Raw genomic sequence first — 21837 nt, 5'->3', positions numbered from 1 at the left:
TGCCGGATCAGTTTTCCACCGGACAGGTAAGAAGCGGAACGTGACGCTGGCGACACCTAGATAAGCGCGTGATTTAGTCGTACCGCATCTCTAGGCTCGATGTCCATGCTGCTTCGGATGTCCACATTGCTGCTCAGGACCCTGCGCGAGGAGCCGGCCGACGCGGAGGTGCCGAGCCATCGGCTCCTGCTTCGCGCCGGTTTCATCCGTCGCGCCGCGCCGGGCGGCTACACCTGGCTGCCGCTCGGCAAGCTGGTGCTGGACCGGATCACCACGATCGTCCGCGCGGAGATGACCGCCGTCGACGGCCAGGAGGTCGCCTTCCCGGCGCTGCTGCCGCGCGAGCCCTACGACGTCAGCGGGCGCTGGACCGAATACGGCGACGACATCTTCACGCTCCAGGACCGCCGCGGCGCCGACTACCTGCTGGCGCCCACCCACGAGGAGATGTTCACCCTGCTCGTGCAGGACATGACCACCTCGTACCGGGACTTTCCGCTCCGCCTCTTCCAGATCCAGACGAAGTTCCGGGACGAGGCGCGGCCACGCGGCGGCCTGCTGCGCGGCCGCGAGTTCCTGATGAAGGACGCTTACTCTTTCGACCTCAAAGACGACGGACTAATTGCGGCGTACGGCGATATGCGCGCCGCCTACCAGCGAATCTTCCGTCGCCTGGGCCTCGACCACACGATCGTCTCGGCGGTGTCCGGCGCGATGGGCGGGTCCGCCTCCGAGGAGTTCCTGGCCGTCGCCGAGGTCGGCGAGGACACCTTCGTCGGCTGCACCACGTGCGACTACGCCGCCAACACCGAGGCCGTGACCACGCCCGTGCCGCCCGCCGCCCCGGTCACCGCGCCGGCCCTGACCGTGCACGACACCCCGGACACCCCGACCATCGCCGCCCTGGTCGACGTCGCCAACGCCCGGCAACTGGGCGGCCGCTCGGACTGGACCGCCGCCGACACCCTGAAGAACGTGGTGGTCACCGTGCACCACCCGGGCCGCGAGGACGAGGTGCTGGCCATCGGCGTGCCCGGCGACCGTGAGGTCGACCTGAAGCGCCTGAACGCCGCGCTCGCCCCGGCCACCGCCACCCTCTTCGACGACTTCGCGTCCCGCCCGGACCTGGTCAAGGGCTACATCGGCCCGCAGGACACCAAGCTGCGCTACCTGGCCGATCCGCGCGTCGCGCCCGGCACCGCGTGGCTGACCGGCGCCAACGAGCCCGGCCGGCACGCCACCGACGTGGTCGCCGGCCGGGACTTCACCCCGGACGGCACGATCGAGGCGGCCGAGGTCCGGGCCGGCGACCCGTGCCCGGCCTGCGGCGACGGCGTCCTGACCATCCGGCGCGGCATCGAGATCGGGCACATCTTCCAGCTCGGCCGGCGCTACACGGACGCCTTCAAGGTGGACGTGCTGGGCGCCGACGGCAAGCCGGTCCGCCCGACCATGGGCAGCTACGGCATCGGCCTGTCCCGGGCCGTCGCCGCGATCGCCGAGCAGCACCACGACGAGCGCGGGCTGCTCTGGCCGGCCGAGGTCGCGCCGGCCGACGTGCACATCGTCGCGGCCGGGAAGGACGGCCAGATCGAGGCGGCGCTGTCCCTGGGCCGGACGCTTGTCGCGGCCGGGCTCCGGGTCCTGGTCGACGACCGGCCCAACCTGTCGGCCGGGGTCAAGTTCACCGACGCCGAGCTGATCGGCATCGCCCGGACGATCGTGGTCGGCCGCCGCCTCGCCGAGGGGTACGCCGAATGGCGTGATCGTCGCACCGGTGAGCGGAACGACGTGTCGCTGGTGGACATCCCCGGGGTGGTCATGGGCAGACTGGAGTAATCGACGTATCGACGGACAGGAGTGATCGGCATGGCGAGGCTGGTGGCGGACGCGATGACCCGGCGGGTGGTCTACCTGCCGGCGGACACGTCGCTCGACGAGGCCGCTCAGGCGATGCGCGACCAGGGGATCGGCGACGTGGTGGTGACCCACGGGCCGACCATGGCCGGCATCGTCACCGATCGCGACATCGTGGTCCGGGCGATCGCCGAGGGTCTGCCGGTGGGGTCGACGACGCTCGGCTCGATCGCCTCCCGTGAGCTCATCATGATCGAGCAGAACGCGACCGTGGAGGAGGCGGTCCAGGCCATGCGGTCCCGGGCCGTCCGCCGCCTCCTGGTCTGCGACGCCGACCGTCAGGTCGTCGGCCTACTGAGCCTGAGCGACGTGGCCCTGCTCCCCACCTCAGCCGCCGCCTGACCCATCCCACCGGCCCACCACAGCCGCTGCCTGATCTCACGCCCGGCTGTTGGGCGGGCGCTGGGCATCGACGCGTAGGTTGGATCTCGTGACCGATATGCCGCCGAAGCTGGCCGAGATCGTTGAGGACTTCGTCTCCGCACCCCGCGAGGTGGTCCTGGAGATGCTGCTGGAGTTCTCCGACGCGGTGCCCCCGCTGCCCGCCGAGCTGACCGGGCACGAGGGCATGGAGCAGGTGCCGGAGTGCCAGACCGCGTTCTTCCTCAAGGCCGAGGTCCAGCCGGACTCCACCGTCGTGACGTACTTCGACTGCCCGCCGGAAGCGCCGACCACCCGCGCCTTCGCCGGCATCCTCGCCGAGGGCCTGGCCGGCTCGACCGCGGCCGAGATCCTCGCCGTGCCGGACGATCTCTACGGCCGGATGGGTCTGGGCCAGACGATCAGCCCGCTCCGGGTCCGCGGCGGCACGGCGATCCTGGCCCGCCTCAAGCGCCAGATCACCGACCAGCTGAGCTGACCCACCCGCACACCACCCGGGCCAGCCGGCGCCCAGCCCGGCCCGCTCACCCCGGGCCGTCACCCCTCGCCCCCAGGTCGGCCGCCTTCCCTTCGCCCCTTCACCCCTTCACTTCGGAACGGAGAAGCGTGGACATCCAGGTCTGGTCCGATGTCGTCTGCCCGTGGTGCTACCTCGGCAAGCGGCGCCTCGAGATCGCGCTGTCCCGGTACGACGGCGACGTCACGGTCACCTACCGCGCGTACCAGTTGGACGCCGCGCCGGTGCCACGCCCACTCCCGATCCGGCAGGTCATGGCCGAGAAGTTCGGCGGCACGGAGCAGGCCGACCAGATGCTCGCCCACGTGACCGCCCTGGCCGCGGCGGACGGCCTGACGCTCGACTTCGATCGCGCCATCGCGGCCAACACGTTCGCCGCGCACCGGCTGATCGCCTGGGCCGCGACCCAGAACCGTCAGGCCGACATGCTGGACGCCGTCCAACGCGCGCACTTCGCCGCGGGTATCGACGTCGGCTCGCTCCCGGCCCTCGCCGAGGTGGCCGGCTCGATCGGGCTGAACCCCGCGGCGGCCCGGGCCTACCTGGAGTCGGACGCCGGCACCAGCGCGGTCACCACCGACCTGGCCGCGGCCCGGGAACTGAACATCACCAGCGTCCCGGCCTTTTTCATCGACGGAAAGTACATGGTCCAGGGCGCCCAGGAACCCGCGACGCTGCTGGCCGCGTTCACCGAGATCGCCCGCCGCGAAGCCGTCGACGCCGGTCTATAGCGTTTCACGTGGAACGGTATAGACACTGATCGACGGCTACGGTCGGAGCCCCGCAGGTCAGCCGATCTCCTTGGCCAGGCCATCGATCACCTGGGCACCCGGGAGCGCTCCGAGCGCCGGGCCGGGCAACGCGATCTTGCTGTGCCGGACTCCCGATCCCACGATGACGTGCGGCGTGGCGATCAACCGGGAGTCGACCAGGATCGGCCAGTCGGCGGGCAGCCCGATCGGGGTGATCCCGCCGTACTCCATCCCGGTCCGGGACACCGCCTCATCCATCGGCGCGAAGCTGCATTTACGCACGTCGAGGTGTCGACGGATCGCGCCGTTCACATCCGCCCGGGTCGTGGCGAGCACGACGACGGCCGCGTACTTCGTGACCTCACCCCGCCGGCCGGCGACGATCACGCAGTTGGCCGACTCGGCGAGGGTCACCCCGTACGCCTCGCAGAACGCCGCGGTGTCCGCCAGGCTCGCATCGATCGGCGCCACCAGCACCTGATCGACGTCCACCGGGGCGTCCTCCGGCCACACCGCGAGCGCCTTGGCCACCGGCGCCGCGAGCAGATCGGGTCGAGACTGAGCAGATTCGGTCTGCAGGCTTCCCATCACGCCCGCCATCATCGCCCCAACCCGCGCCCGGCAACCACCGGACACCAACCGGCCACGCATTGCGGGACAGAAGCACCATCCCGCCAGCCACTACTCAGGTTTCGCCGGATCATGCCGAATGTCTGAGATTGTGGGAGAGGAGTACGCACCCGAGCGCCGCGAGGCCCGAGTCGGAACCGTCAGTGGCCTGGCCCTGATGACCGGCGCCACCGCCATGGCCGCGGTCGCCGGCGGCCAGCACTCCGTCTTCGCCACGATTCTGCTGGCCCTGCTGGCCCTGGGTATGTCTCACGCCTTCACCGTGGAGATCCAGCGCCAGGCCCACCGCCGCACCGGCCGCTGGGGACGCCACGACCTGATCAACACCGGCCTGCTCGCCGGCTGGGCGGCCGTCTCGCTCTCGATCGCGGCGCTGCCCTTCCCGCCGCCGTCGATCCGCGTCCTGAGCCTGCTGCTGACGTTCAGCTACGCCGCGGCGGTCGTCTACTTCATCGCCGAGCGCCACCGCACGATCGCGGCCCCGCTGCCCACCCCAGCCCCGATCTCCGAGTCAACCTCGGTCTGAGCCGGCCTCGATCTGAGCCGGCCTCGGTCTGAGCCGGCCTCGGTCTGAGCCGGCCTCGATCTGAGCCGGCCTCGGCGCCTCACAGCCCTGGCGAGACCCGGAGAAGCCCGGAGAAGCCCGGAGAAGTCCACCGCGCACCCCGGCCGCAGCCTCTACCAATCCACCGCCGAAGCTCGCTCCACCGGCGACCCCATCGTCGGCAGCACCACCATCAACGGCGGCACCGGCACCCCACTGGTCTCGATCGGCAGCTCCGGCACCGGCAACCAGTCCAACCCGAGCGGCTCCGGCCCGGACCCGTCATCCCGCCCCGCCCGTGGCTCCCCGTCGGCGACGGAGACCGCGAACACCGAGGTCATCCCCGACGGATACGGCATCTCCAACACATACCGCAGGTCGCTGACCACCAGCCCGGTCTCCTCGAAGACCTCACGCCGCACCGCGTCCTCAGCCGTCTCGCCGGGCTGCAGCCCGCCGCCGGGCAGAGTCCACCATTCGCCGCCACCGGATCGGCGGCTGCGCTCATGCACCATCAGCACCCGCCCGTCCCGCACGATCACGGCGGCGGCCCGTCTTCGCTCACTCACGAATCGCAGGCTAACCGGCGCGATGGCCGCGTGCAGGATTCCTTCATTCCCCTGTGGATAACTGGCAGACGCAGAACGGGCAAATGCGTAGCTACACCTTCGGAACGGTGACCAGCAGATATGTCTTCGACTCGAGCAACGCCCCGGTCAGCTTGAACCCGATCTGCCCTTCGAGGTACGAAATGGCCGTCGAGGTGTGATCCATCACGTCCGTTTCGAGTCGCCCGTCACGATAGGTCCGCCGATTCCCGCGTCCCATCGCATCGCCCCGGTACGCCAGCACGGAACGCCCTTCGGACAACGGTCCCACGATCGCGGTGTCCATTCCGAGCCCGCCGTCGCCGCCGTCCTCCAGGATCAGCGTCCAGTCGTCGAAGCCGGCCAGCCCGAGGAAATACCGCCCGCCACCCTCTTCACCGTCCCCGGGCCCGACAAGCTGCGCCCAGTAGACCGTCTCGTGGCTCTTACCGCCGATCGCCCGCGCCACCTTGACCGGGCGCAGCCCGCGCACGAGCGTGAGGCAGAACCCCCGCCCGAGCGGCCCGTCCGCTTTCGCCCATAGGTGTCCTTCGTCACTGTCCGCGAGCTCCAGAACCGCCCGTGACCTGCCGCATCCGGCCAATGACGCCAACGTCACCGCCGCCAGGAGAGCCCGCCGTCGCACCGCGTCAGTAGATCAAAAATTTCATCGAAAGGTAACGCAAAGAATAGGATGCGCTGACGCATTGTCCTGATTGGAGCGCAACGCGTAAACAGTCCGGAAAACGCGAAAGCCCTCACCGAAGGGTGAGGGCTGGAGGATTGGTGGAGCCCAGGGGACTTGAACCCCTAACCCCCGCCTTGCAAAGGCGGTGCTCTGCCAGTTGAGCTAGGGCCCCGGACGACGCCTCAGCGCAGATCGGGAGCGGTGGTCGCCTCGTGCCACAGGGCGCGCTCGTCACTGGAGGCCTTGACCTTCTTGACCACCAGCGCAGCAGCACCGACCACGGCCGCCACGATCAGAAGCTTCTTGAGCATCAGCTACCCCCACTCTGAAACGGGAGACGTAACGGAACACCAGAAAAACAATGGGCGACCCGTGTCCGCGTTTCTGCGGACGGGATCGCCCGATCGCTCGTGGGGCTAGATGGAATCGAACCATCGACCTCAGAGTTATCAGCTCTGCGCTCTAACCGACTGAGCTATAGCCCCTCACCTGCGGACAGAACTTTACCGCATCGGGTTGCGAGCCACCAAAACGGGGGTGGCTCACAACCCGATCAGGACGTCAGTCGCGCTCCGCGAGCGTGAGCTCGATGCCACCCACCAGGTCGGCGCAGACGTTGTAGATGAACGCGCCGAGCGTCGCCAGCGCCGTGAACAGCACGACGTTGACGGCGCCGATCAGCATCGACGTGCCGATGACACCCCACGCGGTGATCCGGAAGCCACCACCGGTCGAGCCCGGCCCGCCGCTGGCGCTGACCAGTTCCTTGAGGCTGTCGTTGACCGAGGTCCACACGCCCATCGTGTCCAGCGCCAGGTAGAGCACCGAGGTCGCGACGACCACCACGATGAAGAGCACGATCGAGACCGCGAACGCGAACTTCATCACCGACCAGGGGTCGATCCGCTTGAGGTTCAGCCGGGCCCGGCGCGGGCCACGCGCCGCGGCCGACGAGACCGTGGAACGGGCCGAGCGAACGGCCTCGGAGACCCGGGCCGCCCCGACCGCCGACGTGCCACCCGGGCCGGCCGGCGTGGCCGACCCGCTGACAGGCGCGCTGCGCTGTTTCGCGGCGCCGGGCGGGGTCACCGAGGGAACGCTGCCCGCCGGGCGCGCAGCGGCGCCTGAGACGGTGCCGGAGGTCTGCCCAGGACGCGCCTGGACGGCTCCGGGCGCGGCGCCCTTGCCCTTGGTCACGACCGGAACCGCGGCCGAGGCCTTGGCCACGGCCGGCGCGCCGGGGCGCTTGGCCTCGGCCTCCGGCCCGGGAGCGGATGGCTCACCGGGCGGCGGTGCCATGCCCGGCGCCCTGGTGAACTTCGGCGGGGACGGGGCATCGGCGGGGACAGCGGCGCGCCCAGCGGACTCGCGTCCGGGCGTTGCGGCGCCGTCGTTCTTCGCCGCATCGCCCGGTGCCGCTGAGCTCCCGGGGCCCCCCGACTTCGCCTGTGTCTCCGGCATCAACTAGTCCTGTTCGTCAGGCTCGTCGGCATTGCGAGCAAGCGCCACGATGGTTACACCTTCAGGGAGGTCCATCAGCTTGACCCCCATTGTGTTCCGATCCCGTGTGCGCCGTACAGGCTTCACGGGAGTCCGGATGACACCACCATTGCTGGTGATGGCAAACAGTTCATCCTCCGGGCTGATCACCAGAGCGCCGACAAGTCCACCACGACGTTCGGTGATCTTCGCGGTGAGCACCCCCTTGCCGCCACGACCCTGCACCGGATATTCCTCGATCGGTGTCCGCTTCGCATACCCACCATTGGTGGCGACCAACACATCCATGTCGGGGACCACCACTTCCATGGCAAGCAGCTCGTCGTTGTCGCCGAAGCGCATGCCGATCACGCCGGACGTCGCCCGGCCCATCGGCCGCAGCGCGTCGTCGGTCGCGTTGAACCGGATGGCCTGGGCGTGCTTGGACACGAGGAGGAGATCGTCCTCCGGTGCCACCAGCGCCGCGCCCACCAATTCGTCATCCTCCCGCAGGTTGATGGCGATGATGCCACCGCTGCGGTTGGAGTCAAATTCGTCGAGGCGGGTCTTCTTCACCAGACCATTCTTAGTGGCGAGCACAAGGTAGGGCGCGACCTGGTAATTCGGGATCTGGATGACCTGGGCGATCTGCTCGTCCGGCTGGAACGCCAGCAGGTTCGCGACGTGCTGCCCCTTGGCCGTGCGGTTCGCCTCGGGCAGCTCGTACGCCTTCGCCCGATAGACCCGGCCCTTGTTCGTGAAGAACAGCATCCAGTCGTGCGTGGAGATCACGTAGAAGTGCGAGACGATGTCGTCCTGGCGCAGGGTTGCGCCGCTCACGCCCTTGCCACCGCGCTTCTGCGATCGATACATGTCGACCTTGGTGCGCTTGGCGTAACCAGTTCGTGTGATGGTCACCACAACGTCCTCGCGCGCGATGAGGTCCTCCATGGAGACCTCGCCGTCGAACGGGATGATCTGGGTACGCCGGTCGTTCCCGAACTTCTGCACGATCTCGCCGAGTTCCTCGGAGATGATCGCCCGCTGCCGTTCCGGCTTCGCGAGAATGTCCTTGAAGTCGGCGATCTCGAGCTCGATCTTCGCCAGCTCGTCGATGATCCGCTGCCGCTCCAGGGCGGCCAGGCGGCGCAGCTGCATGTCGAGGATCGCGGTGGCCTGGATCTCGTCGACGTCGAGCAACGTCATCAGGCCCTGGCGGGAGTCCTCCACCGTCGGCGACCGCCGGATCAGGGCGATAACCTCGTCGAGCATGTCCAGCGCCTTGCCCAGACCGCGCAGGATGTGCGCGCGCTCCTCGGCCTTGCGCAGGCGGTACGCGGTCCGCCGGCGGATGACCTCGATCTGGTGCTCGACGTAGTACCGGATGAACTGCGCCAGGTTCAGCGTCCGCGGCACCCCGTCGACCAGCGCCAGCATGTTGGCGCCGAAGGTCTCCTGCAGCTGGGTGTGCTTGTAGAGGTTGTTCAGCACCACCTTGGCGACCGCGTCGCGCTTCAGGACCAGGATCAACCGCATGCCGGTACGGCCGGAGGACTCGTCCCGGATGTCGGCGATCCCGGTGAGCTTGCCCTCCTTGACCAGCTCCGCGACCCGCTCGGCCAGGTTGTCCGGGTTCACCTGGTAGGGCAGCTCGGTCACCACGAGACAGGGGCGGCCGCGCTGGTCCTCCTCGACCTCGACCACCGCGCGCATCCGGATCGAGCCGCGCCCGGTCCGGTACGCGTCCTGGATCGCCTGCTGCCCCACGATCAGGCCGTAGGTCGGGAAGTCCGGCCCCTTGACGATCTCGAGCAGCGCCTCGAGCGTGGTCGCCTCGTCGGCGTCGATGTTGTCCAAGGCCCACTGGACGGCGGCCGCGATCTCCCGCAGGTTGTGCGGCGGGATCTTGGTCGCCATGCCGACCGCGATGCCCTCGGAACCGTTGACCAGCAGGTTCGGGAACCGAGCCGGCAGGATCGTGGGCTCCCGGGTCCGCCCGTCGTAGTTGTCCTGCATGTCGACGGTGTCCTCGTCGATGTCCCGCAGCATCTCCATCGCCAGCGCGGACAGCTTCGACTCGGTGTACCGCATGGCCGCCGGCGGGTCGTTACCCGGCGAGCCGAAGTTGCCGTTGCCGTCGATCAGCGGGTACCGCAGCGACCACGGCTGGCCCATCCGGACCAGGGCGTCGTAGATCGACGAGTCGCCGTGCGGGTGGTAGTTGCCCATCACGTCACCGACGACGCGCGCGCACTTGACGTACCCACGATCGGGCCGGAAGCCGGCGTCGTACATCGCATAAAGGATCTTGCGGTGTACCGGCTTCAGGCCGTCACGGACGTCGGGCAGGGCTCGCCCGACGATGACGCTCATCGCGTAGTCGAGGTACGACCGCTGCATCTCGACCTCGAGACCCACCGGCTCGACGCGCTGGCTCACGCCGCCGCCGGGCGCCTCCGGGATCGCGTCGCCGTCAGGGGGTTCGGGAATGTCAGTCACTGTTAACCCTTACTCAAGGTGAAGCCAGACAAATTCGGTCAAAGACCCGCGAATTGCTGTGGATAACACTGTGGAAATGTGCCCATCGCTGTGGACACATGACCAGCAGTGTCAGTCCGGAGGATCAGATGTCGAGGAACCTGACGTCCTTGGCGTTACGCTGGATGAAGGACCGCCGCGCCTCGACGTCCTCACCCATCAGCACGCTGAACAGCTCGTCGGCCACCGCGGCGTCGTCCAGGGTCACCTGGCGCAGCGTCCGCGTCTCCGGGTCCATCGTGGTGTCCCACAGCTCGTGGAAGTTCATCTCGCCGAGGCCCTTGAACCGCTGGATGTCGTCCGGCTTGGCGTTCGCCTTCTTCTGCTGACGCAGCGCGATCAGCCCGTCCCGCTCCCGGTCGGAGTACGCGTACTGCGCATCGTCCCCACGCTTGTTCCACTTGATCTTGTAGAGCGGCGGGGCGGCCAGGTAGACGTGACCCAGCTCGACCATCGGCCGCATGAAGCGGAACAGCAGGGTGAGCAGCAGCGTCTGGATGTGCTGGCCGTCGACGTCGGCGTCGGCCATCAGGATGATCTTGTGATACCGCAACTTGCCGATATCGAACTCGTCGTGGATGCCGGTGCCCATCGCCGTGATCAGCGACTGGACCTCGTTGTTCTTCAGCACCCGGTCGATCCGGGCCTTCTCCACGTTCAGGATCTTGCCGCGGATCGGGAGAATCGCCTGGTACTTGCTCGACCGGCCCTGCTTCGCCGAGCCGCCGGCCGAGTCACCCTCGACGATGAACAGCTCGGTCTCGCGCGGGTCGGTGGACTGGCAGTCGGCCAGCTTGCCCGGCATCGAGCCGGACTCCAGCAGCGACTTGCGACGGGCCAGCTTGCGCGCCTGCTGCGCGGCGATCCGGGCCCGGGCCGCCTGGTCGGCCTTGGTGATGATCATTTTGGCATCGGCCGGGTTGCGGTCGAACCAGTCCGCGAGCTGCTCGTTGGCGACCCGCTGCACGAAGCTCTTCATGTCGGTGTTGCCGAGCTTCGTCTTGGTCTGGCCCTCGAACTGCGGCTCGCGCAGGGTCACCGAGATGATCGCGGCGAGACCCTCGCGAATGTCCTCACCGGACAGTTTCTGGTCGCCCTTGAGGAACTTCTTCTCGGTGCCGTACTTGTTGACGATCGTGGTCAGCGCGGCGCGGAAGCCCTCTTCGTGGGTGCCGCCCTCGTGCGTGTTGATGCGGTTCGCGAAGGTGTAGACCGACTCGCCGTAGGACTCGTTCCACTGCATGGCGATCTCGACGCCCATGCCGGCGGCGTCGTCCTCGGTGCCGAACTCGATCACGGTCTTGTGGATCGCGCTCTTGGTGGCGTTGAGGTGCCGCACGAAGTCGGCGATGCCGTCCGCGTACATGAAGCTGACCTTGCGGGGCTCACCGTTCTCGTCGGCCGACACCGGCCGCTCGTCAGTGAAGTTGATGGTGAGAGCGCGGTTCAGGAAGGCCATCTCCTGGAGCCGGCGGTAGATCGTCTGGAAGTCGAACTCCACCGTCTCGAAGATGTTCGGATCCGGCCAGAACTGGACGGTCGACCCGGTCGTCTCGGTCGTCTCGCCCTTGATCAGCTCGGTCGGGATGGAGAGGTTGTACTGCTGACGCCAGACAAAGCCGCTCTTGTGGATGACCACGGCCATCTTGGTGGAGAGCGCGTTCACCACCGAGACGCCGACGCCGTGCAGACCACCGGAGACCTTGTAGGCCTGGTTGTCGAACTTGCCACCCGCGTGCAGCACGGTCAGCGCCACCTCGACGCCCGGCTTCTTCAGCTTGGGGTGCATGTCGACCGGGAAGCCACGGCCGTTGTCGGTGACCGAGACGCCACCATCGGCGAGCAGGACCACGTCGATCGTGTCGCAGTAGCCGGCCAGCGCCTCGTCGACGGCGTTGTCCACGACCTCCCAGACCAGGTGGTGCAGACCCCGTTCGCCGGTGGAGCCGATGTACATACCGGGACGCTTGCGAACTGCCTCGAGGCCTTCGAGCACGGTGATCGACTCGGCACCATACTGCTGATTGTTCTCTGCCACCCTCGGCCGCTTTCTCGCACCGGACCCGTCGGGCCCCGCACGGGGTTGACGGGCGCCCAGCAGCGAACGACGCGCACGAGGCACCGGCTGATGACACCGCGGAAGCAGCGGACCACCGGTGGAACCACGCACGCCGGTCGCCGCGGACTGCCCGCGGATGATGATCGGCTGGAAAAACCGCGTAGCGTGACGAAGGTAGCTGCGTGTAGCAGCTCCAACACCGTCAAGCACGGTTTTCCCGGTCCCTGTCGATTCTACTCCGCCGAAGCGAGTTGGCGAGGGCGCGCACCCCTTCCGGGCGTCTGAGAGTCCCGTAGCCGGATTCAGCCCGCCTCCCACGTCTCCCCCTACACGGAACGCCCGGCCGCGCAACCGCAAACGCTGCCAGCCGGGCGCGCCTTCCGGGCCCGGCCGGGACTCGCTGCGACACTGCCTGTCAACGGCAGGCGTTGGTGTCGTAACCTCGCCCGCGCGGGCCATGCATGGCGCAAGGCCGCAAGGTCAGGTCGAGGAAGGGTTGCCCCGATGGCGCACGACAAGGGCCTGGACAACGTCGCGGTGCACTGGCCGCGGACGAACCAGTACTACGACCCGGTGGCCCCCGCCGAGTTCGTCGACTTCGGCGGGATCGCCGACGCGCCGGAGATCGCCGCGCCCACCGGCGCCCTCGCGCTGCACATCGCGAAGACCGGCACGGTGCGCGCGACCGCGTACACCGAGCTCGTCGACCTGCTCCTGGGCCTGGACGGCGTGCTCTACGCGACCGACGCGGCCGCCGAGGACGAGGACCCGGTGATCGACCCGGACGGCTGCGCCTGGATCGCCGGCGGCCTGGAGCGCTTCGTCGAGGGCCACGAGAAGTTCGGTGACCTGGTCACCTTCGACACCGTCGCCGAGGTGATGCGGACCGCGATCGCCGGGGGCCGGCTCGCCGAGCAGCAGCTGCGCTGGCTCGATCATCGGCTCGCCGCGCTGCGCGACGACGCCGGCAACGCCCCGCACTGGAGCTTCGCCCGCACCGAGCTCGCGGTCCTGGCCGGTTTCTACCGCCGCTGCGCGGAGCGCGGGTTCGCGGTCTTCGCCGATTACTGACGGATCGTTTTCGGTCACCGTCCGCCGATTAAAGATCAAATTATTGATGTCCCATGTGGGCGACGGGTACAGACCGCCGCTCCCGCGGGGGCCGGGCACGGCGATCTGGCCGCTGGCGCGTCCAAAACGATCGCCGCACCCTTCATTCTGCGTGGGTGGTTGCGCTTCAACCGTCCGTCACGTGCGGTCGGAGTCCACCGACGCACGCGCGTCCTGACGGCCCAGCCACCACATCTCGCCCACGATCACGAGCAGCAGCACCCCGATCCCGGTGCCCAGGAACAACGACCAGCGCATGCCGTCCCGCACCGAGCCGCCGGACGCCGCCGCCCAGGCCGGGGTCGTCGCGGCCGCGAGAACACCCGCCACGGGCAGGAGCAGGGCCAGTAATCGCCGAAGGACCATGTGGGCTAAGACGCTGGAAAAGCCGTTCTGGTTGCACGAACAGCAGAAAATCCGGGAAGTTCACCCGACGGCAAACCTCAGCCGTAGGTGTCCCGCGGCCCGCGGCCCTGCACCCGGCGCGGCCCCTTGGCCCAGGACGGCGCGGCCGGCCCGTGGATGTTCAACCGGTTGACGACGTTGTGGCCGACCTCGCCGGCGATCTGCTTGAGCAGCTGGCCGGTCAGCATCCGCAGCTGGGTCGCCCACGCCGTCGACTCCGCCTCGACGGTCAGCACCCCGGCATCGAGCTTGATCGGCCGGCTGTGCGCGGCGATGTCCGCCCCGACCACTTTCTCCCAGGCGCCGAAGACGGTCGCCTCGGCCTTCGGCCGCTCCCAGCCGCGCGCCTTCATCAGGCGCTCCAGCACCGCGCCGAACAGCTGCGGGTCCCGCGGATCGGGCCCCGGCCCGGAGTATCCGCGCAGCCGCTTCCCGCCCTGGCCGGCATTGCGCCGGCGGGGCTGCTGAGCCGCCGCCCGCCGCTTCGTCAGCGCCGCGTCCAGCACCGCGCGGGCCAGCTCCGGCCCGGCCTTCCCTGCCTCCGCCGCAGCCGCGGCGACATCCGCGCCACCGGCCGCCCCAGCGGTCCCGCCACCCGTCGCACCAACGGTCCCGTCACCGGTCCCGCCTGCGGTTCCCTTACCTGTCCCGCCTGCGGTTCCGTTGCCTGTCGCGCCCGTGGTTCCTTTGCCTGTCGCGCCGGCTTTCGCCGCGGAAGCGCCGCCGCGGCCCGCCGTGCCACCCCTGGCCGCGGATGCCTCGTCGCCGCCGCTCGCGCCGCTCCTCGCCGCGGCGGGATCCCCGCCGGCCGGAGCCGCGTTGCCGCCCGTGGCCGATCCGGTCTCCGCCGCAGGCCGCTGATTGCGCCGTCCGCCGCCGGCCCCACTCACCGCTCGCGGCATGCCGCCACCCCCTGTGGATAACCCGCGCTCACGACACCGGCCGACGATCCGTCAACAAGCGCACCAGCCCCGCCGGACCTATTCAGCCACACCGACCCCGGCATCGCCCACCCCGGAGCGCTCCACGGCCCGTTCAGCGCCGCTGAACGGCGCCCCGTTCCCGGGCCGGCCGTCCGCCCCGCGCACATCGTCGTCCACATTCCCGGCGAAGTCCGCGAATCTCCACAAAGCACCACAGCAGTTGTCCACAGGCTGTGGGTAGTCCCACCGCCGTCAGAGCGCACGGCTCACGGCTCCGGTGGTCACGTCGAAGCGGGCGCCGCGCAACGCCGCCGGCACGTCCTCCGGCACCGCGCACGTCACCAGCAGCTGGGCGGCATCGGACACCAGCGCCGCCAGCCGATCACGCCGGCCGGCGTCCAGCTCGGCGAAGACGTCGTCCAGGATCAGCACCGGCTCGATCCCGTCCGACCGCAACAGGTCGTACGCCGCGAGCCGCAGCGCCAGCGCGAACGACCACGACTCGCCGTGGCTCGCGTACCCCTTCGCCGGCAGCTCGCCCAGCGACAGCGCGAGGTCGTCGCGATGTGGGCCGACCAGCGTCGTACCCCGCTCGATCTCGGCCGTCCGCCGCTCCAGCATCTTGTCCAGCAGGGCGGTCTGCAGCGCCGCGCGGTCCGGTGTCACGTCGTCGCCGAGCCGCGACGCGTACGTGATCGACGCCGCCGACTTGCCGGCCGCCACCGCGTCGTACGCCTTGGTCAGATGCGGCGCGAGAGCCGCCGCCAGCTCGAGCCGGCCGGCCAGCAGCTCCGCCCCGTGATGGGCCAGATGCTGATCCCAAACGGCCAGCGTCGACAGGTCCTGCCCACGGGTCCCGCCCACCTTGCGGGTCAGATACGCCGTCCGCAGCAACGCGTTGCGCTGCTTGACCACCCGGTCGTAGTCGGCGCGGACCCCGGCATACCGCGGCTGCCGCGCGACCAGCAGGTCGTCGAGATAGCGCCGGCGCTCGGACGGGTCGCCGCGGACCAGCTCCAGGTCCTCCGGCGCGAAGAGCACCATCCGCAGGGCGCCGAGCACCTCGCGCGGGCGCCGCACCGGCGACCGGTTGAGCCGCGCCCGATTCGCCCGGCCCGGCACGATCTCCAGCTCGACCAGCAGCTCGCGGCCATCGTGGACGATCGCGCAGCGGATCACCGCCGAGGTGGCGCCGAAGCGCACCAGCGGAGCGTCGGTGGCCACCCGGTGACTGTCCAGAGTGGCCACGTACCCGAGCGCCTCGATCAGGTTCGTCTTGCCCATGCCGTTCTGGCCGACCAGCACGGACACGCCGGGTTCGAGATCAACGGCAACCCGCTCGTAGGAACGGAAGTCGACGAGCTCGACCCGGCGTACGTGCATCGATCAGCGCTTGACGGCGTGGCCGCCGAACTGGTTACGGAGTGCCGCGACGGCCTTCATCGCCGGCGAGTCCTCCTGGCGGGACGCGAACCGGGCGAACAGCGACGCCGAGATCACGTGGGCCGGCACGGCGAGGCGAACCGCCTCGTCGACGGTCCAGCGACCCTCGCCGGTGTCGTCCGCGTAGCCCTTGAGGGCGGACAGCTTCGGGTCCTCGTCGAGGGCCCGGTCCAGCAGGTCGAGCAGCCACGACTTGACGACGCTGCCCTCCCGCCAGCTCTTGATGATCGCGGGCACGTTGTCGACGTGCTCGGACGCCTCGAGGATCTCGTACCCCTCGGCGTACGCGTGCATCAGGCCGTACTCGATGCCGTTGTGCACCATCTTGGCGTAGTGACCGGCACCCGGGCCGCCCGCGTGCGCGAACCCGAACTCACCGGCCGGCTTCAGCGCCTCGAAGATCGGCATGCAGTGCGCCACCGTCTCCTTGTCGCCGCCGACCATCAGGGCGTAGCCGTTGGTGATGCCCCAGACGCCGCCGGACACGCCGACGTCCATGTACTTGATGCCCTTCTTCGCGAGCCGCTCTGCTCGCGGGGCGTCGTCGGTGAACTTGGAGTTCCCGCCGTCGATGATGACGTCGCCGGGCGACAGCACCTCGGCGAGGGCGTCGATGGTGTCCTCGGTGATCTTGCCGGACGGAACCATGGTCCACACCACGCGCGGAGCAGCCAGTTTCCCGGCCAGGTCGGCCAGGCTGCTGGCGTCACTGATGTCCAGGTTCTGGTCGAATCCGACGACTTCGTGCCCGGCAGCACGGAGTCGTTCCCGCATGTTGCCACCCATGCGGCCGAGACCGATCAGGCCGAGTTGCATGGTCTTCCCCCTAGAAGTGCGAATGATCCTCGCTCAGTATCAGCGCGTTACCCGGATCGGCATGATCAGATAGCGGTATCCCGGGATGATTTCGCCGCTTTCGGCAGCGGGCGAGATCACAGCCGGCTTGAACGCGTCGACGAACGAGAAGACCGCGGTGGGTGCGCCGAGGTTCTGCAGACCGTCGATCAGATACTGCGGATTGAAGCCGATGGTCAGCCCCTCACCGGTGAACGCGGCCTCCATTGCCTCGCTGGCGCGCGCCTCCTCGGTGGTGCCGGCCTCGACGACCAGACCGTCCTCGCTGAAGCTGAGCAGCACGGGGGTGGTGCGCTCGGCGACCAGGGCGACCCGTCGGACGACCTCGACCAGGGCCGAGACGGCGATCCGGGCCTCGGCGTTGTGCGAGGCCGGGAAGAGCGAGCGGACCGGCGGGTAGTTCGCCCCGTCGAGCAGCCGGCTGGTCGTCCGCCGGGCGCCGCCCGCGAAGCCGATCATGCCCTCGCCGGCGTTGCCCTGTGCCAGGGCCAGCGTGACCGAGCCGCCGGCCGGGCCGAGCGCCTTGGCCGTGTCGTTCAGCGTCTTCGCCGGGACCAGCGCGTTCAGGCTGATGTCCGGGTCGTCCGGGGTCCACTCGATCTCGCGCATCGCCAGCCGGTAGCGGTCGGTGGCGAGCATCGCCATCGACGAGCCGTTCAGCTCGATCCGGACCCCGGTCATCATCGGCAGCGTCTCGTCCCGGCCGGCCGCGATGGCCACCTGGGAAACCGCTGAGGCGAACGTAGCGGCGTCGACGAGGCCCGCGCTGGATGGCATGTCCGGGAGGGTCGGATAGTCCTCCACCGGCATCGTGGGAAGGGTGAAACGCGCACTGCCGCAGACCAGCTCGAGGTGGGCGCCGACCGCGGCGATGTCGACCGGCTTGCCGGGCAGCGCCTTGGTGATCTCGGCGAGCAGGCGGCCGGAGACCAGCGCGGCGCCGTCGGCGTCCGCCTGGACCTCGACGGAGACCTGGCTGGAGACCTCGTAGTCGAACCCCGAGACCTGCAGGCGGCCGTCGGTGACTCGCAGCAGGACGCCGGCGAGCACCGGCACTGACGGCCGGCTGGGCAGGCTCTTGGCCGTCCAGGCCACGGCCTCGGCGAGCGAGTCTCGCTCCACCCGGAACTTCATGCTGTCCTCCGCGATGCTTTCTCTACGGGGCGTGGAGCCCACTGAAACTCTATGGCGCTGACCGTGTGCACGTGTGCCCGACCCCGGGTGCGGCGAGCGAGGCCCGCCGAGCCTTTATGGCACTGCCCTACCTTGCCTTGCTCCGGCCCGAGAAGCGAAACGCCGGGGGCGGCCGATGTTGACGCTCTTCCGACTGAACGCTCTTCGATCCGGACGACAGCGCCGGGGTCGCCGGGCTGTCGGGTCTCTTCCGGTGCTGATGGTCTGACCGAGCGGGTGACGCCCGGCTGCTTCCGATCCATCGCTGAGGCGGGGTCCGGAGCGGGTCGAGGCGTCGACGCTCATCGGGGCTAACTCTTCACCGGGCCGGAAGGGCGCGTCCACATCCGCTCGGTGCCGTCCTGGACCGTTCTCCGTTGGCGGCGCATCGGTGCTGTCTCTCCCGACGGTCTTCCCATCGGCAGCGAGTCTCCGGGATCCGAGGCTAGGCACCTGACCCTCTTTTCCGGTGCGGGTTTCTGCCCTCCCGAGGCGCTCCGCGAGCGGCCCAACCAACTTTCCACACGCTGATGATTTCTTTTGTTCTCCATTAGAGAAATAACTAGTCGTCTTCATAGGTCCTGTGCAAACTGTGGAAAACCCGTGTTTTTGCAGGTCACAGGGTTATCCACCGGTGATTCACATGTGGGAAACCGGGGTAAAACTGGGGGTCTGTGTCCACAGCCAGGCTCCGCGCACAGGGTTGTCCACCGTTGTCCACCGGTTATCCACCGGTAATCCACTGGGTTTGTCCCCCGACCTGTGGATGAACGTAGACACGTGACCGTCCCGTCGTCCCCAGATCCTTCAACAGGTAATCCACAGGCGTCCACAGGCACCTGACTAACCGATGACTCTCCGTGGTTGTCCACATCGATTTCCCCAGAAGTTGTCCACATCTGTGGGTTACGAGCGAAAAGATATCCACTGTCTGGGGAGGGAGCCTGTGGACGCCTGTGGATAGCTGTGGACAACGTTGGCACGAAACAGACCCGTTCCGACGTTGACAACTTTGCTCCGGCCGCCCTAAAAAGTTGACATGGATGACCGTGAATTCCTGCAGTTCAGGGTCGAATTTGCGGCCGAGTCTGTGGACAACCCCGTGTAAAACCGGTGGATAACTGTGGGGATTCCGCGTTGTCCCAGTTCAATGCCGTTGTCACCTGCCTGTGGGTAACTGGCGTCCCTGTGGGAAACCCAGATCGGCCGGCGTCCGGGGCCGTCCGGCGGCGTGGGCCGGATCGGGCCGGAGGCGCGGCGAGCTGTGCGATGGGGCCCCAGGCTGTGGGTAAACCGGGGTCGATGCCGTGCCGGGCCTGGTGATAACTGTGGCGGCGGCCAGCCGTCGAGTGGCGAAATGCCTGCTGGGACTCGTGACTAGGGGTGAATAGCGGGTCGAGGGCCTGTGTATAGGTCTGTGTGGATCCTGTGGACAACGTGGCGCGTGGGGTCTGTGGACGGCGTTTGACCAGGCCATGGGCAGGTGACCAGCCGTGTGGACGGCGAGAGGCGCCCTGGATGCGTCGGCCGGCGGCGCGCGGGCCGACGCGCGGGCATGGCAGCGGGCGCGGGGCGCGGGCACGGCGGCGGGGCAGCGGGCGCGGGGCGGGCGTACGGCGGTGGGCAGCGGGGCAGCGGGCGCGGGTGGCGCGTGGCTGTGGACGGGCCGGGGACGACGCGGCGAGGAGAGGCGACGGGGGCCGGCCGTGGCGTGGCCCGTGGCTGACCGATGCCGGCCATGGGACCGCGTACCTGGAGTAGAGATTCAGCCCGGTTGCCGGAAGCGGCCCGGGCCCCGCTGGGCATGGGTCGCTCGGCGGGGCGGGGTCACTGCGGTGAGGGCGCTGCTCGGCGTACCGAATCAGGTGTTTTGTTTGATCCGGTTTGTCAGCTCGGCGATCTGGTTGTAGAGCGACCGGCGCTCGGCCATGTGTTGGCGGATCTTGCGGTCGGCGTGCATGACCGTGGTGTGGTCGCGGCCGCCGAAGGCCTGGCCGATCCGCGGCAGGGAGAGATCGGTCAGCTCGCGGCAGAGGTACATGGCGACCTGGCGCGCGTTGACCAGCACCCGCGATCGGGAGTGTCCGCGCAGATCCTCCAGCGAGACGCCGAAGTAATCGGCGGTGGAGACCATGATCTGGTCCGCGGTGATCTCCGGGCCGGCGCCGTCCGGCATGAAGTCGCGCAGGACCTCCTCGGCCAGCGAGAGCTGTACCGGGGAGCGGGTCAGGCTGGCGAACGCGGTCACCCGGATGAGGGCGCCCTCGAGCTCGCGGATTGAGCTGGAGACCCGGGACGCGATGAACTCCAGCACGTCGTCGGGGGCGTACATGCGCTCCTGCGCGGCCTTCTTCTGCAGGATCGCGATGCGCGTCTCGAGGTCCGGCGGCTGGATGTCGGCGAGCAGGCCCCACTCGAAGCGGGTGCGCATCCGGTCTTCCAGCGTGGCCAGCTGCCGCGGCGAGCGGTCCGAGCTGATCACGATCTGCTTGTTCGCGTTGTGGAGCGTGTTGAAGGTGTGGAAGAACTCCTCCTGCGTCCGCTCGCGGTTCTCCAGGAACTGGATGTCGTCGATCAACAGGATGTCGACGTCGCGATAGCGGCGCTGGAACGCCTGCGTCTTGTCGTCCCGCAGGCTGTTGATGAAATCGTTGGTGAACTCCTCGGTCGACACGTAGCGCACGGAGCGTGCGTGTCCGAGGGTGGTTGCGTAGTGACCGATGGCGTGCAGGAGGTGGGTCTTGCCCAGCCCGGAGCTGCCGTAGATGAAGAGCGGGTTGTACGCCTTCGCCGGGGACTCGGCCACCGCGACCGACGCCGCGTGCGCGAAGCGGTTGGACGAGCCGATGACGAACGTCTCGAACATGTACTTCGGGTTGAGCCGGTTCCCGTCCTGGCCGCCGGGGCGCGGGGAGGAACCCGGGCCGCGCAGGTCGATCGGGGCCCGGCCGGGGCCGCTGTCACCGGCGCGCATCGGCATCTGGTCGTCGCGGCGGTCGTCCTGATGGCGCTGGTTGTCCCGCAGGTGTGCCTGGTCGGCGGGGTGCCGCAGCGCGTTGGACTCGTTCGGCGCCGGCGGCATCTCCCGATCGGAACCCCGCTCCTGGGCGCGGGCCGGCCCCTGCCGGTTGGCCTGTGTCGCGGGCGGCATCGGGTCGGCGAAGAGCGCCTCCTGGCCGTCCCGGCCATCTCGGCCGTCACGGTTGTCTCGGCCCGAGGACAGACCGCGGCCGTACGGCGACGGCGACGAGTGCTGCGCGGACCCGGTCGGGTAGGGCTCGGGCGCGCGGTCCGGCGGGCCGAAGGCCTGCTGCTGATACTGCGACTGCTCGGGCGGGTAGGCCGGGAGCTCGGGCTGGTACGACTCGGGCTGGTACGGCCGCGGGTCGGGATGCCGGGGCGCGTCGGAGTAGTGCATCGGCTGCGGATCGCGGGGCGCCTGCTCGGCGGTGTCCTCGATGGGCGTGCCGTACACGGTCCCGGGCATGCCGGTGCCGTCCTCCGGCGGGCGGACCGTGACGGCGACCTGGATCGGCCGGTTCAGCCGGCGGGTGAGGGCCTCGGTGATCGCCGGCCGCAGTCGCAGCTCGATCACGTCCCGGGTGTAGGCGTCCGGAACCGACAGCAGAGCAGTGTCCTCGACGATCGCCCGCAGACGGGTGAATCGGAGATAGGCACGCTGCTGCCGGGAAGCGATCTCCTCGGACAACTCGCTGAGCGTGTCCTGCCACAGCAAGCCAAGGTCGACCTGATCGGCCACCGCCGCGCCACCCCCATCGCCACCGACCCCCGGTGGACCTTGTGTCCGGCCTTCCTCTGCCTGTCGGCGCCCGTGC

The 21837-nt window shown here is 69.0% G+C and carries 19 protein-coding genes and 2 tRNA genes; 6 read left to right on the top strand and 15 right to left on the bottom strand.

Features of this window, described 5'->3' with window-relative positions; all coding sequences use genetic code 11:
• Window positions 1–105: 105 nt before the first annotated feature.
• From L3i22_RS00105 to L3i22_RS00090, 4 genes are all read left to right on the top strand, one after another.
• Window positions 106–1839, top strand: coding sequence for a proline--tRNA ligase (locus L3i22_RS00105; protein ID WP_221324977.1), 1734 nt, complete (start codon window positions 106–108; stop codon window positions 1837–1839).
• Between the two features lie 30 nt (window positions 1840–1869).
• Entirely contained in the window at window positions 1870–2259 is a 390-nt protein-coding gene (locus tag L3i22_RS00100) for a CBS domain-containing protein (protein WP_221324976.1), read from the top strand.
• 88 nt (window positions 2260–2347) lie between these two features.
• On the top strand, window positions 2348–2776 hold the full coding sequence (locus L3i22_RS00095; protein WP_221324975.1) for a SufE family protein: 429 nt from the start codon (window positions 2348–2350) through the stop codon (window positions 2774–2776).
• 128 nt (window positions 2777–2904) lie between these two features.
• On the top strand, window positions 2905–3546 hold the full coding sequence (locus L3i22_RS00090; RefSeq protein ID WP_221324974.1) for a DsbA family protein: 642 nt from the start codon (window positions 2905–2907) through the stop codon (window positions 3544–3546).
• A 57-nt stretch (window positions 3547–3603) separates the two neighbouring features.
• Here the strand turns inward: L3i22_RS00090 and L3i22_RS00085 are convergent, their stop codons facing one another.
• Window positions 3604–4155: a YbaK/EbsC family protein gene (locus tag L3i22_RS00085; RefSeq protein ID WP_221329714.1), complete on the bottom strand. Its 552-nt coding sequence runs from the start codon at window positions 4153–4155 to the stop codon at window positions 3604–3606.
• A 121-nt stretch (window positions 4156–4276) separates the two neighbouring features.
• On the opposite strand from L3i22_RS00085, the gene L3i22_RS00080 reads away from it, so the two are divergent.
• The gene (locus tag L3i22_RS00080) at window positions 4277–4723 is read left to right on the top strand and encodes a hypothetical protein (protein WP_221324973.1); all 447 of its coding nucleotides are present in this window, start codon (window positions 4277–4279) and stop codon (window positions 4721–4723) included.
• Window positions 4724–4875: 152 nt separating this feature from the next.
• Here L3i22_RS00080 and L3i22_RS00075 read toward each other — a convergent pair whose 3' ends face one another.
• The 8 genes from L3i22_RS00075 to gyrB form a co-directional block, all read right to left on the bottom strand.
• Entirely contained in the window at window positions 4876–5310 is a 435-nt protein-coding gene (locus L3i22_RS00075; protein WP_221324972.1) for an NUDIX domain-containing protein, read from the bottom strand.
• Between the two features lie 91 nt (window positions 5311–5401).
• On the bottom strand, window positions 5402–5947 hold the full coding sequence (locus L3i22_RS00070; protein WP_255658809.1) for a DUF6461 domain-containing protein: 546 nt from the start codon (window positions 5945–5947) through the stop codon (window positions 5402–5404).
• 165 nt (window positions 5948–6112) lie between these two features.
• Window positions 6113–6188: transfer RNA gene (locus tag L3i22_RS00065), tRNA-Ala, on the bottom strand.
• A gap of 10 nt (window positions 6189–6198) precedes the next feature.
• Window positions 6199–6327, bottom strand: coding sequence for a DLW-39 family protein (locus L3i22_RS00060; RefSeq protein WP_212847121.1), 129 nt, complete (start codon window positions 6325–6327; stop codon window positions 6199–6201).
• Window positions 6328–6427: 100 nt separating this feature from the next.
• Window positions 6428–6501: transfer RNA gene (locus L3i22_RS00055), tRNA-Ile, on the bottom strand.
• Window positions 6502–6577: 76 nt separating this feature from the next.
• Complete coding sequence (locus L3i22_RS00050; RefSeq protein ID WP_221324970.1) at window positions 6578–7477, bottom strand: DUF3566 domain-containing protein; 900 nt, start codon at window positions 7475–7477, stop codon at window positions 6578–6580.
• 3 nt (window positions 7478–7480) lie between these two features.
• Complete coding sequence (gene gyrA / locus L3i22_RS00045; RefSeq protein WP_221324969.1) at window positions 7481–9994, bottom strand: DNA gyrase subunit A; 2514 nt, start codon at window positions 9992–9994, stop codon at window positions 7481–7483.
• Between the two features lie 124 nt (window positions 9995–10118).
• Window positions 10119–12071, bottom strand: a complete 1953-nt coding sequence (gene gyrB, locus L3i22_RS00040) for a DNA topoisomerase (ATP-hydrolyzing) subunit B (RefSeq protein WP_221324968.1) — start codon at window positions 12069–12071, stop codon at window positions 10119–10121.
• Between the two features lie 525 nt (window positions 12072–12596).
• Between gyrB and L3i22_RS00035 the strand changes: the two genes are divergently transcribed.
• On the top strand, window positions 12597–13163 hold the full coding sequence (locus L3i22_RS00035; protein WP_221324967.1) for a hypothetical protein: 567 nt from the start codon (window positions 12597–12599) through the stop codon (window positions 13161–13163).
• Between the two features lie 177 nt (window positions 13164–13340).
• Here L3i22_RS00035 and L3i22_RS00030 read toward each other — a convergent pair whose 3' ends face one another.
• The 6 genes from L3i22_RS00030 to dnaA all read right to left on the bottom strand — a co-directional run bounded on the left by L3i22_RS00030 (window position 13341) and on the right by dnaA (window position 21761).
• Window positions 13341–13568 (bottom strand): hypothetical protein, encoded by a 228-nt coding sequence (locus L3i22_RS00030; protein ID WP_221324966.1) that lies wholly within the window; start codon window positions 13566–13568, stop codon window positions 13341–13343.
• Between the two features lie 77 nt (window positions 13569–13645).
• Window positions 13646–14125 (bottom strand): DciA family protein, encoded by a 480-nt coding sequence (locus L3i22_RS00025; RefSeq protein ID WP_221329713.1) that lies wholly within the window; start codon window positions 14123–14125, stop codon window positions 13646–13648.
• Window positions 14126–14782: 657 nt separating this feature from the next.
• Complete coding sequence (recF, locus tag L3i22_RS00020; RefSeq protein ID WP_221324965.1) at window positions 14783–15913, bottom strand: DNA replication/repair protein RecF; 1131 nt, start codon at window positions 15911–15913, stop codon at window positions 14783–14785.
• A gap of 3 nt (window positions 15914–15916) precedes the next feature.
• Window positions 15917–16789: a phosphogluconate dehydrogenase (NAD(+)-dependent, decarboxylating) gene (gnd, locus tag L3i22_RS00015; protein ID WP_221324964.1), complete on the bottom strand. Its 873-nt coding sequence runs from the start codon at window positions 16787–16789 to the stop codon at window positions 15917–15919.
• A 39-nt stretch (window positions 16790–16828) separates the two neighbouring features.
• Window positions 16829–17962 (bottom strand): DNA polymerase III subunit beta, encoded by a 1134-nt coding sequence (gene dnaN, locus L3i22_RS00010; RefSeq protein ID WP_221324963.1) that lies wholly within the window; start codon window positions 17960–17962, stop codon window positions 16829–16831.
• 1900 nt (window positions 17963–19862) lie between these two features.
• The gene (dnaA, locus tag L3i22_RS00005) at window positions 19863–21761 is read right to left on the bottom strand and encodes a chromosomal replication initiator protein DnaA (protein WP_221324962.1); all 1899 of its coding nucleotides are present in this window, start codon (window positions 21759–21761) and stop codon (window positions 19863–19865) included.
• Between the last annotated feature and the right edge of the window lie 76 nt (window positions 21762–21837).

It is taken from the genome of Actinoplanes sp. L3-i22 (genome assembly GCF_019704555.1).
In the GTDB taxonomy this organism is placed as follows: domain Bacteria; phylum Actinomycetota; class Actinomycetes; order Mycobacteriales; family Micromonosporaceae; genus Actinoplanes.
The sequence above is the reverse complement of the archived record's forward strand: the minus strand, read 5'-3'. Positions and strand labels throughout refer to the sequence as shown.